Genomic DNA, 16,832 nt, shown 5'->3' with positions numbered 1-16,832 from the left:
TGAGCATGCAACTGAATTCCACTGAAATCAGCGATCTGATTAAGCAGCGGATCGAGCAGTTCGAAGTCGTTAGCGAATCTCGTAACGAAGGTACTATCGTTGCGGTAAGTGACGGCATTATCCGCATCCACGGCCTGGCCGATGTGATGCAAGGTGAAATGATCGAACTGCCTGGTAGCCGTTTTGCAATCGCGTTGAACCTTGAACGTGATTCTGTCGGTGCCGTAGTAATGGGTCCTTATGCTGATTTAGCAGAGGGCGTAAAAGTTAAAACTACTGGCCGTATTCTGGAAGTTCCAGTCGGTCGCGGCCTGTTAGGCCGTGTAGTTAACACTCTGGGTGAGCCAATTGACGGAAAAGGCGCTATCGATAACGATGGTTTCTCTCCTGTTGAAGTGATCGCACCAGGTGTTATCGAGCGTAAGTCAGTAGATCAACCAGTTCAAACTGGTTATAAAGCCGTTGACGCTATGATCCCAATCGGTCGTGGCCAACGTGAATTGATCATTGGCGACCGTCAAACTGGTAAAACAGCGATGGCGATCGACGCAATCATCAACCAGCGCGATTCTGGCATCAAATGTGTGTACGTAGCAGTAGGCCAAAAGGCTTCTACTATCGCTAACGTAGTACGCAAGCTAGAAGAGCACGGTGCATTAGCTAACACTATCGTTGTAGTAGCAACAGCTTCTGAAGCTGCAGCACTGCAATACTTAGCACCATACTCTGGTTGTGCTATGGGTGAATACTTCCGCGACCGCGGTGAAGATGCTCTGATCGTATACGATGACCTGTCTAAGCAAGCTGTTGCTTACCGTCAGATCTCGTTACTGCTGAAGCGTCCACCAGGCCGTGAAGCTTATCCTGGTGACGTATTCTATCTACACTCTCGTTTATTAGAGCGTGCTTCACGCGTAAACGAAGAATATGTAGAGAAGTTCACTAAGGGTGCTGTAACAGGTCAAACCGGTTCTTTAACCGCGCTGCCTATTATTGAAACTCAGGCGGGTGACGTATCTGCATTCGTACCGACTAACGTAATTTCTATTACTGACGGTCAGATCTTCCTTGAGACCGATCTGTTTAACTCTGGCTTACGTCCAGCGGTTAACCCAGGTATTTCTGTTTCTCGTGTTGGTGGTGCGGCTCAGACTAAGATCATCAAGAAACTGTCTGGTGGTATTCGTACCGCTCTTGCACAGTATCGTGAACTTGCTGCGTTCTCACAGTTTGCATCTGACTTAGACGATGCAACTCGTGCTCAACTTGAGCATGGTGTGCGTGTTACCGAACTGATGAAGCAAAAACAATATGCTCCTATGAGCGTAGCCGCTCAAGCTGTGTCAATTTTCGCAGCTGAAAAAGGTTACCTGAAGGGCGTTGAGCTGAAAAAAGTTGGTGATTTCGAAGCCGCTCTGCTCTCGTACATGAACAGCGAGCATGCTGCTTTAATCAAGCTTATCAACGAGACTGGCGATTATAACGCCGATATCGAAGCTGAATTAAAAGCTGGCCTCGACAAGTTCGTAGCAACCCAAACCTGGTAACAATGATAGAGGTGTCTTAAGGCACCTCAGGTCCAGATTGGAGAGTAGAGATGGCCGGCGCTAAAGAGATTAAAACCAAGATCGCGAGTGTGAAAAACACTCAGAAGATCACGTCCGCCATGGAAATGGTGGCAGCCAGCAAAATGCGCAGAGCGCAGGAACGCATGGCTGCAAGCCGTCCATACGCGGAAAGCATGCGTAAGGTGATCGGTCACGTAGCGCAAGGTTCTCTCGAGTATAAACACCCCTACTTAGAGGTGAGAGAGGCCAAGCGGGTTGGTTACATTGTTGTAGCAACCGACCGTGGCCTTTGTGGTGGTTTGAACGTCAACCTCTTTAAAAAGGTTGTTTCAGACGTGAAAAGCTGGAAAGAGCAAGGTGCAGAATTTGAATTCTGCCCAATCGGTGCTCGTAGTGTTCAGTTTTTCAAAAGCTTTGGCGGTCAAGTATCTGCCCATGCTTCAGGTTTAGGCGATGCGCCAAAGCTCGCTGACCTGATCGGGACAGTACGTGTAATGCTAGATGCTTACAACGAAGGCAAACTGGATCGTCTGTACGTAGTGTTCAACAAGTTTGTAAACACTATGACGCAGACTCCTGTGATCGAGCAGCTGCTACCTTTGCCTAAATCGGAAGATGATGAGGTTGCTCATCGTTGGGACTACATCTACGAGCCAGATCCAAAAGCCCTTTTGGATACCTTATTGGTTCGTTATGTAGAATCTCAGGTTTACCAAGGTGTTGTTGAAAACATTGCTTCTGAACAGGCTGCCCGTATGGTGGCGATGAAGGCGGCAACAGACAACGCGGGTACACTGATTGACGATTTGCAATTGGTCTATAACAAGGCTCGTCAGGCTGCGATTACGCAGGAACTGTCGGAAATTGTTTCTGGTGCCTCTGCGGTTTAGGTTAGGTAACGAATACAAGTTTTAGAGGATTAATCATGAGCACAGGTACTGTTGTCCAAGTGATTGGCGCGGTTGTGGACGTAGAGTTTCCACAAGATGCCGTACCTCAGGTATATGACGCTCTGACGATCACAGGTGAAGGCTCCTGTAATGGTTTGGTGCTGGAAGTTCAGCAACAACTAGGTGGTGGTGTAGTTCGTACCATCGCTATGGGTACTTCTGATGGTCTGCGTCGTGGTCTTGAGGTAGTAAACTCAGGTTCACCTATTTCTGTTCCTGTTGGTACTGCCACTCTTGGCCGTATCATGAACGTATTAGGCGACCCTATTGATGAAGCTGGCGCAATTGGCGAAGAAGAACGTTATGTGATTCACCGCAGCGCTCCTTCATACGAAGAGCAATCAAACACGACTGAACTGTTAGAGACTGGTATCAAGGTTATCGACCTTGTATGTCCATTCGCTAAGGGTGGTAAAGTAGGTCTGTTCGGTGGTGCGGGTGTTGGTAAGACAGTTAATATGATGGAACTGATTAACAACATCGCTAAAGCTCACTCAGGTCTTTCTGTATTCGCCGGTGTAGGTGAGCGTACTCGTGAGGGTAACGACTTCTACTACGAGATGAAGGATTCTGGCGTTCTCGACAAAGTAGCCATGGTTTATGGTCAAATGAACGAGCCACCAGGAAACCGTCTGCGTGTAGCACTGACCGGTCTGACTATGGCTGAGAAATTCCGTGACGAAGGTCGTGACGTTCTGTTGTTCGTTGACAACATCTACCGTTACACCCTAGCCGGTACTGAAGTATCAGCACTGTTAGGTCGTATGCCTTCTGCAGTAGGTTACCAACCCACTCTGGCTGAAGAAATGGGCGTTCTGCAAGAGCGTATTACTTCAACTAAGACTGGTTCTATTACCTCTGTTCAAGCGGTATACGTTCCTGCGGACGACTTGACTGACCCGTCACCAGCAACAACCTTCGCTCACTTAGATGCGACTGTTGTATTGTCACGTCAAATCGCTTCTCTGGGTATCTACCCAGCGGTTGACCCACTGGATTCGACTTCTCGTCAATTAGATCCATTAGTGGTTGGTCAAGAGCACTATGACGTAGCTAACGGTGTACAAACTGTTCTGCAACGCTACAAAGAGCTGAAAGACATCATTGCGATTCTCGGTATGGACGAACTGTCAGACGAAGATAAGATGACCGTTTCCCGTGCACGTAAGATTGAGCGTTTCTTGTCTCAGCCTTTCCACGTAGCAGAAGTCTTTACTGGTTCTCCTGGTAAGTACGTATCTCTGAAAGACACTATCCGTGGCTTCAAGGGAATTCTGAGTGGCGAGTTCGACCACATTCCAGAACAAGCGTTCTACATGGTTGGTTCTATCGACGAAGCTGTCGAGAAAGCTAACAAAAAGAAATAACTAAGTAGTCATACTTAGTTTTTTAAGGAGAACGGGATGGCAGCCATGACAGTACAGCTTGATATAGTAAGCGCAGAGAGCAGCATCTTCTCAGGTCGCGTAGCTAGCCTACAAGTGACCGGTTCTGAAGGTGAGTTGGGCATCATGCATGGCCACGCTCCACTGTTAAGCTATATCAAACCTGGCATGGCGCGCATCGTCAAACAAGACGGCAGCGAAGAAGTGTTTTATCTTTCTGGTGGTTTACTGGAAGTACAACCTTCTTCTGTTTCTGTGTTGGCTGATGTGGTTATGCGTGCCAAAGATATTGATGAGCAGGCAGCATTAGAAGCCAAGCGTCGTGCAGAAGCCCATATGGCGACTGCGGGTGCGGACTTCAATTATGACGCCGCTATGGTTGAGTTAGCGAAAGCAATGGCTCAATTACGTGTTGTTGAAACCATCAAGAAAAACATTGCCAGATAAAGGTTATTGTTTGTGATAAAAGGCGGTTATCGAAAGATACCCGCCTTTTTTGTTGGTTTTTCGCTGCGTTTTGATATCAGCCTTTCGCTTTGCTATGCCTTTCCGTTAAAATTGCGCCATTAAATCGAGCTCAGTTTATCCCTTTGGGATGTTAATCAAGGATATGGCAATGGCATTAAATGTAGTGATCTTAGCGGCAGGAAAAGGAACTCGCATGCGCTCGGATCTTCCCAAGGTATTACATCCTATCGCCCACAAGAGCATGGTGCAGCATGTTATCGATACCGCCCACAGTATCGGCAGCAATGCCATTCAATTGGTGTACGGCTATGGCGCCGACAAACTAAAATCGGCTTTGGGTGAGCAGCAACTCAATTGGATGTTGCAAGCCGAGCAGTTAGGCACTGGCCATGCGGTCGCTCAGGCGATTCCCAATATTGATGATAATGACACTGTGCTGATCCTTTACGGTGATGTTCCCTTGATCCAAGCCTCTACGCTTGAAGCTTTGCTTGCTGCGCGTCCCGATAATGGCGTGGCAATTTTAACCGTCAATCTAACCAATCCAACTGGCTATGGCCGCATCGTGCGTGAGCACGGCAAGGTTGTCGGCATCGTCGAGCAAAAGGATGCCAATGCTGAGCAGTTAGCCATCAATGAAATCAACACTGGCATTATGGCGGTGCCGGGCAAGGCGTTAAAAACCTGGCTTGGTCGCTTATCGAATAACAATGCTCAGGGGGAATACTACCTGACCGATATTATCGCCATGGCCCACGCCGACGGGGTTGAGATTAATACCGCTCAGCCACAGTCTGCTATTGAAGTGGAAGGTGCTAATAACCGCGTGCAGCTTGCACAACTTGAGCGCGCCTATCAGGCCCGCGAAGCCGAAAAGCTGATGATTGCTGGCGCAAACCTACGTGACCCAAGCCGTATCGATATCCGTGGTGAAGTGACGGTCGGTATGGATGTGATGGTCGATGTGAACGTGATTTTCGAAGGCAAAGTGGTGATTGGCAATAACGTTAGCATCGGCGCTGGCGCAATTCTTATCGATTGTGAAATTGCCGATAATGCCGAGATCAAACCTTACTCTATTATCGAAGGCGCTAAGCTGGGCGTTGCGGCCAGTGCGGGGCCTTTTGCCCGTTTACGCACAGGTGCTGAGCTAATGCAAGATGCCCATATCGGCAACTTTGTTGAGATGAAAAAAGCCGTTTTAGGTGTGGGTTCTAAGGCGGGCCATTTAGCCTATTTAGGCGATGCGCAAATTGGTGCGGGCGTGAATATTGGTGCGGGTACTATTACCTGTAATTACGATGGTGCCAATAAACACTTAACCGTAATCGAAGACAATGTGTTTGTGGGAAGTGATACTCAGCTGGTGGCGCCAGTGACCATTGGTAAAGGCGCGACGCTCGGTGCAGGGTCAACAATTACCCGTGATGTGGGGGAGGATGAGCTGGTGATCACCCGTGTTAAGCAAAAACATCTGACTGGCTGGCAACGTCCGGTAAAGATTAAGAAATAACGGCACTGTACTCAGTCAATATAAAGCGGCTTATTGCCGCTTTATGTTTTTTGTCAAAGCTAAAAATCCTCACTAAACAAAAATTAGCTAAATTAATGTTGAATTAAGACTGTGGTGTTATGGCTAATTTGTTGTTTTTATTGAAAGTTGATCTAAGTCACGCTGAATTGTAAATTCGTGTAAAGATGATTAAATAAAAACAATTCTTATTTATATTGCCTGCGATTCTAAGACGAAAGGTCTACTTGAGGTGTTGGCAATGGTATTTAAATATTCAGTGGTTGGTTTGGCCGTAGGGTCTGCATTAATGGCGATGCCTGTTATGGCCGAAGCGCCAAATGATGAAAATATTGAGCGCATTAATGTAACTGGCCGTACGTTTAACGACTATAAAGTCGGCAGTGCATCTGGTGCTATGCGTGGTGATATCGATTTAATGGATACACCACAATCTGTGAATGTTATCCCCGACTTTGTTACCGATGAGCAATTAGCGACTAACCTTGCGGAAGTCTTAGTAAACGATTCAAGTGTGACAGCGGGAACTACCCGTTGGAACCGCCAAGTCTTCAGTATTCGTGGTTTTGAATTAGATTCAGGCAACGGTTATCTGATCAACGGCCACCAGCAATGGTCCCATTACGTCCAACCTATTGAAACCCTGCAGCAAGTCGAAGTGCTGAAAGGTCCTTCGAGTATGTTGTATGGCCAATCTGGCCCCGGCGGTTTGGTGAATATGGTCACCAAGAAGCCCACCTATGATTCTATGCTCAACTTAGGGTTTGATACCGACGGTTACGGCTCTACCCGCGCACAGTTAGACGCTGGTGGCAGCTTAAACGAGGCTCAAAGCATTCGTTACCGCGGTGTGTTAGTCAAACAAGACACTAAATACTGGCGTGAATATTCAACGACCGATGAAAACCAAGAGCGTGATCGTTGGTTAGGTTATTTGAACCTAGAATTCGATATCAGTGATGATCTGTTATTGTCGTTGAAATACGACCATACCCAAGATAAAACCGGTATCGATGCTGGCGGTTGGTTAGATAAACAAGGCAATGTTGTTGGTCAACGTAAAACCATCTGGGATGCGCCTTGGGCCTTTACCGATAACACGGTTTCAAATTTAGGTGCCGATTTAACTTGGCATATGAGTGACGATTGGAAAGTTAAACTGGGTTATAACGATCAACAGTTTAATCGCCAGCGTTTCGATTCTGCGCCGCAATATAATGAAGACCCATTCACCTCGGGATACAGCATTAGACCATTCGATCGTTACGATGATTGGCAGCATAAAACCGCCTATGTCGATTTTACAGGCGAGTTTGCATTAGCGGGTATGGAGCATCAGTTGCTGATTGGCGCTAACTATCTCGATTACTTCTACCAGCAACAAATTGCCCGTGGCGCAGCGCAAACCGTTATTCCTGGTCAGCCAGTGATTCAACCGGATCTTGATTACCATACAGGTAAGAAAGGCACTCCAAATGAATACAAATACTACGGTTTCTATCTGCAAGATTTAATGACCATCAACGAACAATGGAAATTGCTCGCTGGGGTACGTTATGACGAGCAGAAAAAAGATGGATTTGGTGAAAATAGCTATGCCGTATCGCCTAAATTTGGGGTGATCTATTCACCAATGACCAATGGCAGCATATACGTTAACTACTCTAAGAGCTTTACACCGCAAGGTGGTATTACCGACCCTCTAAATGTTAATCATGACACTAACCTCAAACCTGAATATGGCATTCAATATGAAGTGGGGACTAAGTGGGAACTGTTTGACGATAGCTTGTTATTAACGGCTGCGGTATTTGATGTCACGCTTGAGAATATCTCTATCAATGAGGTGCTGACAGCAAGTGACCCACGAAGTGAAGATGGAAAATACACTTCAATCACCACCCAAGGTGGTGAGCAAAAACACCGCGGCTTTGAAGTCGGTGCCCAAGGTAAGCTAGGCGATAGCTGGTTTGTTACTTCATCTATGATGTACCTCGATGCTGAGTATCAAACGGGTGATGAGCGCGAAGGTAAAACGCCTATCGATGCCCCTGAATGGTCGGCCAATATCTGGACTCGTTATGAAGTGACCGATAACTTTGCAATGAACTTCGGTGCTATCTACGTAGGTGAGCGTTTTGCCGATGTGAATAACACTATCAGTAAAGACGGTTATGTCCGTTTCGATATCGGTGCTGCCTACACTATGGATATTATGGGTAAAGATGTAAGCATCCGCGCGAACGTGAGAAACCTGTTTGATACCGATTATATCGATGGCGGCCAATACAATATGGTGACCCTAGGCCAAGATCGTAACTTCAGTGTGGCACTTGAAGCTAAGTTCTAACTTCACTTTCTATGCTTAAGTTTTAGCTCGCTCAAAGCAGTTCATCGATAGGTGAACTGCTTTTTTATTGCTTTTCATTAGGTTAATTTTAAATGCTCACCTATTACATCACTCTTACGCTAAAAACACCTTTCGAATACTAGCAAAAATGTTTCGTTTCTCTATAATGTAGCTTTCGAATCGAAAGCTAACTGAAAGGTTTTATGAATAAACGAAACACACAACAACGACGTCACAGTATTATCAGCATTCTGAATGAACAGGGTGAAGTGAGTGTCGATGAGTTGTCATTACGTTTCGAAACCTCAGAAGTGACTATTCGTAAAGACTTGGCTGAACTTGAAAAAACCGGACTGTTGTTACGGCGCTACGGTGGTGCTGTGGCTATTCCCGATGAAGTGACGCAACAGTTTTCTGCCAAGATTGCCCCTAACAAGTTATCCATCGCTAAAGCCGCTGCGCAGCTGATTAAAGATCATAATCGCATCATCATCGACAGTGGTACCACTACTTCAGGTTTGATTGCTGAACTTAACCACAAGCGAGGGCTGGTGGTCATGACCAATGCCTTGCATTTGGCTAATGCGATTCATGAGCTTGAAAATGAGCCGACCCTATTGATGACTGGCGGAACCTGGGATCCCCATTCTGAGTCGTTCCAGGGGCAAGTGGCCGAGCAAGTATTACGCTCCTATAACTTCGACCAACTGTTTATCGGTGCCGACGGTATCGATTTAGCGCGCGGCACCACCACCTTTAATGAGCTGACAGGTTTAAGCAAGGTGATGGCTGAGGTTTCGCGCGAAGTGATCGTTATGGTGGATTCGGACAAAATTGGTAAGCGGATCCCTAATTTAGAACTACCTTGGTCGCAAATCAGTGTGCTAGTCACCGATGCTCGCATCGAAGAGAGCGCCCTTAACCAAATTACCGAGCAAGGCGTGAAAGTCATCTTAGCGCCCTACTCGCCTTAGGCATTTGCCCGTGATAAGCCAAAGCAAATGTCTCAAACAACTTCATTTTTATTTTCATTTTATAGGTAAAAACTATGTGCGGAATCGTTGGCGCCGTGGCGCAAAGGGATGTGGCCGAAATTCTGGTCGAAGGTTTACGTCGTTTAGAATATCGTGGATATGACTCCGCAGGTGTTGCCGTGATCCACAATGGCGAACTTAATCGCACGCGCCGCGTGGGTAAAGTGCAGGAGCTCTCTGCCGCACTCGAAACCGACCCGTTAGCGGGCGGCACTGGGATTGCTCATACTCGTTGGGCGACCCATGGTGAGCCAAGCGAGCGCAATGCTCACCCACATTTATCTGAAGGCGATATTGCCGTGGTGCACAATGGCATTATCGAAAACCATCATAAACTGCGCGAAATGCTTAAAGAGTTGGGTTATCACTTTAGCTCAGATACCGACACCGAAGTGATTTGCCACTTAGTTCACCATGAATTGAAATCTAACGACACTTTACTGGCAGCGGTGCAAGCCACGGTGAAACAACTCGAAGGCGCTTATGGCACTGTGGTGATTGACCGCCGCGATAGCGAGCGCATGGTTGTGGCACGTTCAGGCAGTCCACTGGTGATTGGTTTTGGTTTAGGTGAAAACTTTGTCGCGTCTGATCAACTGGCGCTATTGCCTGTGACCCGTTCTTTCGCGTTTTTAGAAGAAGGTGACGTGGCTGAAGTGACTCGTCGCACCGTGAGCATTTTCGATGTGCATGGCAATAAAGTTGAGCGCGAAGTTAAAGAATCAGAAATCACCCACGATGCCGGTGACAAAGGTGAATATCGCCACTATATGCTCAAAGAGATTTATGAGCAGCCATTGGCGCTGACACGCACTATCGAAGGTCGCATCGCTAACAAGCAAGTGCTCGACACGGCTTTTGGTGATAATGCTGCTGAGTTTTTAAAAGATATCAAGCACGTGCAAATCATTGCCTGTGGTACTAGTTACCATGCGGGTATGGCGGCGCGTTATTGGTTAGAGGATTGGGCCGGCGTTTCTTGTAATGTCGAAATCGCCTCCGAATTCCGCTACCGTAAGTCGCATTTATTCCCGAACAGCCTGTTGGTGACCATTTCTCAATCGGGCGAGACTGCCGATACGCTGGCGGCGATGCGCCTCGCTAAAGAAATGGGTTATAAGGCGACGCTGACTATCTGTAACGCTCCAGGCTCTTCCTTAGTTCGTGAGTCTGACATGGCGTACATGATGAAAGCGGGCGCTGAGATTGGCGTTGCTTCAACTAAAGCCTTTACCGTGCAATTAGCGGGTTTATTAATGCTGACGGCGGTGATCGGTCGCCATAATGGTATGTCGGAGCAAATGCAGGCGGAGATCACTCAAAGCCTACAGTCTATGCCCGCCAAAGTGGAACAAGCCCTAGGTTTAGATGATGCGATTGCTGAATTGGCGGAAGACTTTGCCGACAAACACCATGCCTTATTCCTTGGTCGTGGCGATCAGTACCCGATTGCGATGGAAGGTGCGCTAAAACTTAAAGAAATCTCCTACATCCATGCTGAGGCATATGCCTCTGGCGAGCTGAAACATGGCCCACTGGCGTTGATTGATGCCGACATGCCCGTCATCGTGGTGGCACCAAACAACGAACTGTTAGAAAAGCTGAAATCTAACGTTGAAGAAGTGCGTGCCCGTGGCGGCTTAATGTATGTCTTCGCCGATGTGGATGCTGAGTTTGAATCTGACGAAACCATGAAGGTTATCCCAGTTCCACACTGCGATATCTTTATGGCGCCGCTGATTTACACTATCCCATTACAGTTGCTCTCGTATCACGTTGCTTTAATTAAGGGCACCGATGTGGATCAACCACGTAACCTCGCTAAATCGGTGACGGTGGAATAAATCGGAAGCAATAAAAAACCGCCTGTATGGCGGTTTTTTATTGGGGCTTTATTAGAGTATGTGCTGGTGGCTGAGTGTATTAAGCCGTTATTGCATTAAGTGCGTTCTGCTTTTTTGCCTCGAAACGTTTCCATACTTTATCGTGGAAATAAAACACTACAGTGTTTATCGCTGGCTCAACTAAGGCGACGGCACCACCGACCAAAACACTACCAGTTAATAAATAGGTAACGGTGAAGGCAACGCTGAAATGTAATACGGCAAAAGTTAATGTCTTGGTCATGATCTTATCCTCTAATGTTAGCCCCAATTGGGAATGATTAGATGATAACAATTCTCATTAAAATTTAAACCCGTATTTTGAGATTAGTTTAAACGGTTTTTTCTATCTATAAGCGCTAAAAAATATAAAGCCCTCAAATGAGGGCTTTATATGGCAATCAACTTCGATTAGTAATGCCAAGGAAACGCGGAAAAGTCCTGGTCACGTTTCTCGAGGAAAGCATCGCGCCCTTCTTGAGCTTCTGCGCTGGCATAGGCTAAACGCGTCGCTTCACCCGCAAACAGTTGCTGGCCGACCATACCGTCGTCGGTCATGTTAAAGCCGTACTTCAACATACGCATTGCTGTCGGCGATTTGGAGTTAATCTCTTTGGCCCATCTTAATGCTTCAACTTCGAGTTCGGCATGGGGAACCGATTTATTCACCATTCCCATGGCAAACGCTTCATCGGCACTGTAGTTAAAGCCACAGAAGAAAATTTCTCGCGCACGCTTTTGGCCAATCATCTTGGCAAGATAAGCACTGCCGTAGCCTGAGTCGAAACTCGCGACATCGGGATCGGTTTGTTTGAAGACTGCGTGTTCCTTCGAGGCTAAGGTTAAGTCGCAGACAACGTGTAAACTATGGCCGCCACCCACCGCCCAACCCGGCACGACGGCGATCACCACTTTAGGCATAAAGCGGATCAATCGTTGGACTTCGAGGATATGTAAACGCCCCATTCTGGCTAAATCGGCTTTGCCTTCTTCTGCGCCTTCATATTTATAACCATCTTTGCCGCGAATACGTTGATCGCCACCGGAGGAAAACGAATATTGTCCTTTGGCCGAGGGGCCATTGCCTGTGAGTAACACACAACCTACATCGGACCATTGGCGAGCGTGATCGAGGGCGATATACAACTCGTCGACCGTCTTTGGGCGGAAGGCATTGAGGCAATCTGGACGGTTGATGGCGATACGCACTGTGCCGTGGGCTTTGGCTCTATGGTAAGTGATATCGTCAAAGTTAAATCCGCTGACTTCATCCCACAGTGCGGGATCAAAAATATCTGATACTGGTTTAGTCATGATACAAGGCCTATGTAATTGAAGTTCAAAGGCTAGGCGGAATCATGTCTTTGGTCAATCGCTTAAGCGCCATGCTTAGTGATGGGTTGCAAAATTCCGTTTGCCTGTAAGTTGGATTAGAGGTTATCGCAGATATAAAACAGGTTATCTCGGCTAAAGATTGGGTGCTCGGGCGCCTTAGTGCCGCAGTAGCTGTCTTGAAAATCGGCAATGCCGTCTTCGGTAAGTGGGATTTTATTAAACTCTTCGACTTCAGGAGCCGATAGTCGCTCCAAAATGGCTGTTCGAGCCTTAGTGCGTTTCTGATCGATCTTAATAATTTGGGTGCCCGTCATCGAGCCCATTTTGTTTTCTATCTTCTGAACCATTTCCTCTGTTTTAGCTATAGGTGCATCTAGTTTGTCTGTTTCGGTGTATAAGTAATATAATGCACCACACAGGAGCGCTAATATGATCCAACCTTTCATCTTTTAGTCCAACATAAGTGAATAACCATTAATAATATGGGTATAATAAGCCAGTTTTCGTCCAATATTAAAGCAGTAAAAGGCTGTCACGATGAACGCAGAATCTAATAACAAGGACTATTCGAAAACCAATCGAATTAAGATTCACCAGCCAGATGCAGATAAGGCTGATCGCTTTAACCCCCGCAACCGGATTTATGTCCGGGCCATCGATGGATTATGGAGTAGCGTACGCCGCCGTATGGGCTGGGTCGCAATGCTCTTCTTCCTTATTTTACCTTGGATCCCTTGGGGAGACCGTCAAGCCGTTTGGTTCAATCTGGCTGAGCAGAAGTTCCACGTCTTTGGTTTAACTATTTGGCCACAGGATCTGACCTTGCTTGCCGCTCTCTTTATGATAGCCGCCTTTGCGTTATTTTTCGTGACAACCTACCTCGGCCGAGTCTGGTGTGGTTACACCTGCCCGCAAACCGTATGGACGTTTATGTTCATCTGGTTCGAAGAAAAACTCGAAGGGGCCCGTAATAAACGCATTAAGTTAGATCAAATGCCATGGGGTTTTGACAAAATCTGGCGCAAAACGGCAAAACATACCGCATGGATTGTGCTTTCGCTCATCACGGCCATGACCTTTGTATCCTATTTTGTGCCGAGCCGTGAAGTCTATGTCGATGTATTTACCCTTAATGCATCGGGTGCTATCTACTTCTGGGTTATCTTTTTTACCTTAGCGACCTACGGTAATGCGGGTTGGATGCGTGAAATCATGTGTATCCATATGTGCCCGTACGCGCGTTTCCAATCGGCTATGTTTGATAAAAACACCTATATCGTTGGTTACGATGCCAAACGCGGTGAGACCCGAGGCCCGCGTTCACGTAAAGCCGACCCCAAAGAAATGGGCTTAGGCGACTGTATCGACTGCGACCTCTGTGTCCAAGTTTGTCCAACGGGTATCGATATTCGTAACGGCTTGCAATACGAATGTATTAACTGCGGCGCCTGTATCGACGCTTGTGACCAAACCATGGAGCGCATGGGATATCCTCTTGGGCTGATTAGCTATACCACCGAAAATAAACTCGAAGGTATTAAAGAGAAGGTATTACGTCCTAAGCTGGTGGGCTATGGCGTGGTGTTGGCCGCCATGATCCTGATCTTTATCTACGCGAGCGCGACGATTGCACCCGTGCGTATGGATATCATCCGCGACCGTAACCAACTTTACAGAGAAAACAATCAAGGGCTGATTGAAAACACCTTCACCCTGAAAATTCTCAACAAGACAGAACAAGCCCATGAATACACCATGAGTGTTGAAGGCCTCAACAACTATAAATGGTATGGACCAACCTCAGTGACGATTGCGGGTGGAGAGGTGTTAACTCTACCTATCAGTGTTGGGGTCGATCCGGTCGAACTTTCGCGTTCAGTGACTAACATTGAGATAAAAGTGAAAACCCATATCGATGGCGAAGAAGTCGAAGTCGAGCAAGAATCGCGATTCTTCAGTCCATAGTTACTGTTTCGTTAACCAAATGAATAAAAAAGGGGCTGTTTAGCCCCTTTTTTATTCATGTTGCTGGATATCTAGGCGTCTAGATGATTAATCGTAATTTTCTGACAAAAAGCCCTTGCACAAAAAGTTCTGCTGCCTATAATGCGCATCCACTGACACGGCAGACAGCGAAAGCAACTGCGGTTACAGTGCGAATCGAATGCAAAATGTGCAGTTGATTCGAAAGCGCCAAGAAGTTTGCAAAAACGCCTTGACGCGACTCGGGAAATGCGTAGAATACGCAGCCCTGACCCGCTGAGCGGTAACGTGAAGTGAATGGTCAAATGCTCTTTAACAATCTAAACAAGAAATCTGTGTGGACACTCACAGGTGTTGAGTTAATCGAAATTACTCTGCCGTTTGGCGAGTAATCAAAATTTAAATCAATGAATGAGTGTTCATAGCAATATGTACAACGACTTATTAAGTTAAGTCGATTCAGAATTCATTGAGCCGAACCTTCGGGTTCACAAAACTTTTAATTGAAGAGTTTGATCATGGCTCAGATTGAACGCTGGCGGCAGGCCTAACACATGCAAGTCGAGCGGCAGCACAAGGGAGTTTACTCCTGAGGTGGCGAGCGGCGGACGGGTGAGTAATGCCTAGGGATCTGCCCAGTCGTGGGGGATAACAGTTGGAAACGACTGCTAATACCGCATACGCCCTACGGGGGAAAGGAGGGGACCTTCGGGCCTTCCGCGATTGGATGAACCTAGGTGGGATTAGCTAGTTGGTGAGGTAATGGCTCACCAAGGCGACGATCCCTAGCTGTTCTGAGAGGATGATCAGCCACACTGGGACTGAGACACGGCCCAGACTCCTACGGGAGGCAGCAGTGGGGAATATTGCACAATGGGGGAAACCCTGATGCAGCCATGCCGCGTGTGTGAAGAAGGCCTTCGGGTTGTAAAGCACTTTCAGTAGGGAGGAAAGGTTGTAAGTTAATACCTTGCAGCTGTGACGTTACCTACAGAAGAAGGACCGGCTAACTCCGTGCCAGCAGCCGCGGTAATACGGAGGGTCCAAGCGTTAATCGGAATTACTGGGCGTAAAGCGTGCGCAGGCGGTTTGTTAAGCGAGATGTGAAAGCCCCGGGCTCAACCTGGGAATTGCATTTCGAACTGGCAAACTAGAGTCTTGTAGAGGGGGGTAGAATTCCAGGTGTAGCGGTGAAATGCGTAGAGATCTGGAGGAATACCGGTGGCGAAGGCGGCCCCCTGGACAAAGACTGACGCTCAGGCACGAAAGCGTGGGGAGCAAACAGGATTAGATACCCTGGTAGTCCACGCCGTAAACGATGTCTACTCGGAGTTTGGTGTCTTGAACACTGGGCTCTCAAGCTAACGCATTAAGTAGACCGCCTGGGGAGTACGGCCGCAAGGTTAAAACTCAAATGAATTGACGGGGGCCCGCACAAGCGGTGGAGCATGTGGTTTAATTCGATGCAACGCGAAGAACCTTACCTACTCTTGACATCCAGAGAATTCGCTAGAGATAGCTTAGTGCCTTCGGGAACTCTGAGACAGGTGCTGCATGGCTGTCGTCAGCTCGTGTTGTGAAATGTTGGGTTAAGTCCCGCAACGAGCGCAACCCCTATCCTTATTTGCCAGCGCGTAATGGCGGGAACTCTAGGGAGACTGCCGGTGATAAACCGGAGGAAGGTGGGGACGACGTCAAGTCATCATGGCCCTTACGAGTAGGGCTACACACGTGCTACAATGGCGAGTACAGAGGGTTGCAAAGCCGCGAGGTGGAGCTAATCTCACAAAGCTCGTCGTAGTCCGGATTGGAGTCTGCAACTCGACTCCATGAAGTCGGAATCGCTAGTAATCGTGGATCAGAATGCCACGGTGAATACGTTCCCGGGCCTTGTACACACCGCCCGTCACACCATGGGAGTGGGCTGCAAAAGAAGTGGGTAGCTTAACCTTCGGGAGGGCGCTCACCACTTTGTGGTTCATGACTGGGGTGAAGTCGTAACAAGGTAGCCCTAGGGGAACCTGGGGCTGGATCACCTCCTTACCTATACGACTAACTCGATGTTTGTTGAGTGTTCACACAGATGGCTTGTTGAACTTCTCGAAAGGGAAGGGAGAGCGAAATGCACCGCTTGCCGGTAAGCATTGTTCTTTAACAATTTGGAAAGCTGATAGTAATTAATACAATGATGTCTGTCGTTGTGTTAATACGAAAAATTGAGTTCTTAAAACACTTTTTAAGTGTCTTGAATATTCAAGTCTAAGGCGAGTCCATCTTCTTGGTCGAAGATGAGACAAGTAAAACCAGCTGGTCGCAACGGCTCAAGTGATGTGAAACTCATTTGG

The 16,832-nt window shown here is 47.4% G+C and carries 12 protein-coding genes and 1 rRNA gene; 10 read left to right on the top strand and 3 right to left on the bottom strand.

Features of this window, described 5'->3' with window-relative positions; genetic code table 11:
- The first annotated feature begins 5 nt into the window (after positions 1-5).
- The 8 genes from atpA (at position 6) to glmS (ending at position 11,130) form a co-directional block, all read left to right on the top strand.
- Positions 6-1,547 carry a F0F1 ATP synthase subunit alpha gene (gene atpA / locus K0H60_RS00160; RefSeq protein ID WP_011718834.1) on the top strand — a complete coding sequence of 514 codons (1,542 nt, stop codon included), beginning with the start codon at positions 6-8 and terminating at the stop codon, positions 1,545-1,547.
- Between the two features lie 50 nt (positions 1,548-1,597).
- Entirely contained in the window at positions 1,598-2,458 is an 861-nt protein-coding gene (atpG, locus tag K0H60_RS00155) for a F0F1 ATP synthase subunit gamma (protein ID WP_011718833.1), read from the top strand.
- A 35-nt stretch (positions 2,459-2,493) separates the two neighbouring features.
- Positions 2,494-3,885, top strand: coding sequence for a F0F1 ATP synthase subunit beta (gene atpD, locus K0H60_RS00150; protein ID WP_220056902.1), 1,392 nt, complete (start codon positions 2,494-2,496; stop codon positions 3,883-3,885).
- A gap of 36 nt (positions 3,886-3,921) precedes the next feature.
- On the top strand, positions 3,922-4,350 hold the full coding sequence (locus K0H60_RS00145; RefSeq protein WP_011624645.1) for a F0F1 ATP synthase subunit epsilon: 429 nt from the start codon (positions 3,922-3,924) through the stop codon (positions 4,348-4,350).
- 169 nt (positions 4,351-4,519) lie between these two features.
- Positions 4,520-5,884: a bifunctional UDP-N-acetylglucosamine diphosphorylase/glucosamine-1-phosphate N-acetyltransferase GlmU gene (glmU, locus tag K0H60_RS00140; protein WP_220056901.1), complete on the top strand. Its 1,365-nt coding sequence runs from the start codon at positions 4,520-4,522 to the stop codon at positions 5,882-5,884.
- Positions 5,885-6,143: 259 nt separating this feature from the next.
- Positions 6,144-8,252 (top strand): TonB-dependent receptor, encoded by a 2,109-nt coding sequence (locus K0H60_RS00135; protein ID WP_220056900.1) that lies wholly within the window; start codon positions 6,144-6,146, stop codon positions 8,250-8,252.
- 203 nt (positions 8,253-8,455) lie between these two features.
- The gene (locus K0H60_RS00130; protein ID WP_011627710.1) at positions 8,456-9,226 is read left to right on the top strand and encodes a DeoR/GlpR family DNA-binding transcription regulator; all 771 of its coding nucleotides are present in this window, start codon (positions 8,456-8,458) and stop codon (positions 9,224-9,226) included.
- A 74-nt stretch (positions 9,227-9,300) separates the two neighbouring features.
- Complete coding sequence (gene glmS, locus K0H60_RS00125) at positions 9,301-11,130, top strand: glutamine--fructose-6-phosphate transaminase (isomerizing) (RefSeq protein ID WP_220056899.1); 1,830 nt, start codon at positions 9,301-9,303, stop codon at positions 11,128-11,130.
- Between the two features lie 79 nt (positions 11,131-11,209).
- Here glmS and K0H60_RS00120 read toward each other — a convergent pair whose 3' ends face one another.
- The 3 genes from K0H60_RS00120 to K0H60_RS00110 all read right to left on the bottom strand — a co-directional run bounded on the left by K0H60_RS00120 (position 11,210) and on the right by K0H60_RS00110 (position 12,950).
- Positions 11,210-11,413 carry a DUF2061 domain-containing protein gene (locus K0H60_RS00120; RefSeq protein WP_169548704.1) on the bottom strand — a complete coding sequence of 68 codons (204 nt, stop codon included), beginning with the start codon at positions 11,411-11,413 and terminating at the stop codon, positions 11,210-11,212.
- Positions 11,414-11,580: 167 nt separating this feature from the next.
- Positions 11,581-12,483, bottom strand: a complete 903-nt coding sequence (locus tag K0H60_RS00115; RefSeq protein WP_011627707.1) for a 1,4-dihydroxy-2-naphthoyl-CoA synthase — start codon at positions 12,481-12,483, stop codon at positions 11,581-11,583.
- Between the two features lie 116 nt (positions 12,484-12,599).
- On the bottom strand, positions 12,600-12,950 hold the full coding sequence (locus K0H60_RS00110; protein WP_220056898.1) for a hypothetical protein: 351 nt from the start codon (positions 12,948-12,950) through the stop codon (positions 12,600-12,602).
- Positions 12,951-13,041: 91 nt separating this feature from the next.
- Here K0H60_RS00110 and ccoG point away from each other — a divergent pair, with 91 nt between their 5' ends.
- On the top strand, positions 13,042-14,469 hold the full coding sequence (gene ccoG, locus K0H60_RS00105; protein ID WP_011718825.1) for a cytochrome c oxidase accessory protein CcoG: 1,428 nt from the start codon (positions 13,042-13,044) through the stop codon (positions 14,467-14,469).
- A gap of 518 nt (positions 14,470-14,987) precedes the next feature.
- Positions 14,988-16,530, top strand: a 16S ribosomal RNA gene (locus K0H60_RS00100).
- Positions 16,531-16,832 lie beyond the last annotated feature (302 nt).

Origin of the sequence: Shewanella mangrovisoli, assembly GCF_019457635.1 — a bacterium.
GTDB classification, from domain to species: domain Bacteria; phylum Pseudomonadota; class Gammaproteobacteria; order Enterobacterales; family Shewanellaceae; genus Shewanella; species Shewanella mangrovisoli.
This window is presented reverse-complemented; position numbering and strand designations above follow the sequence as displayed.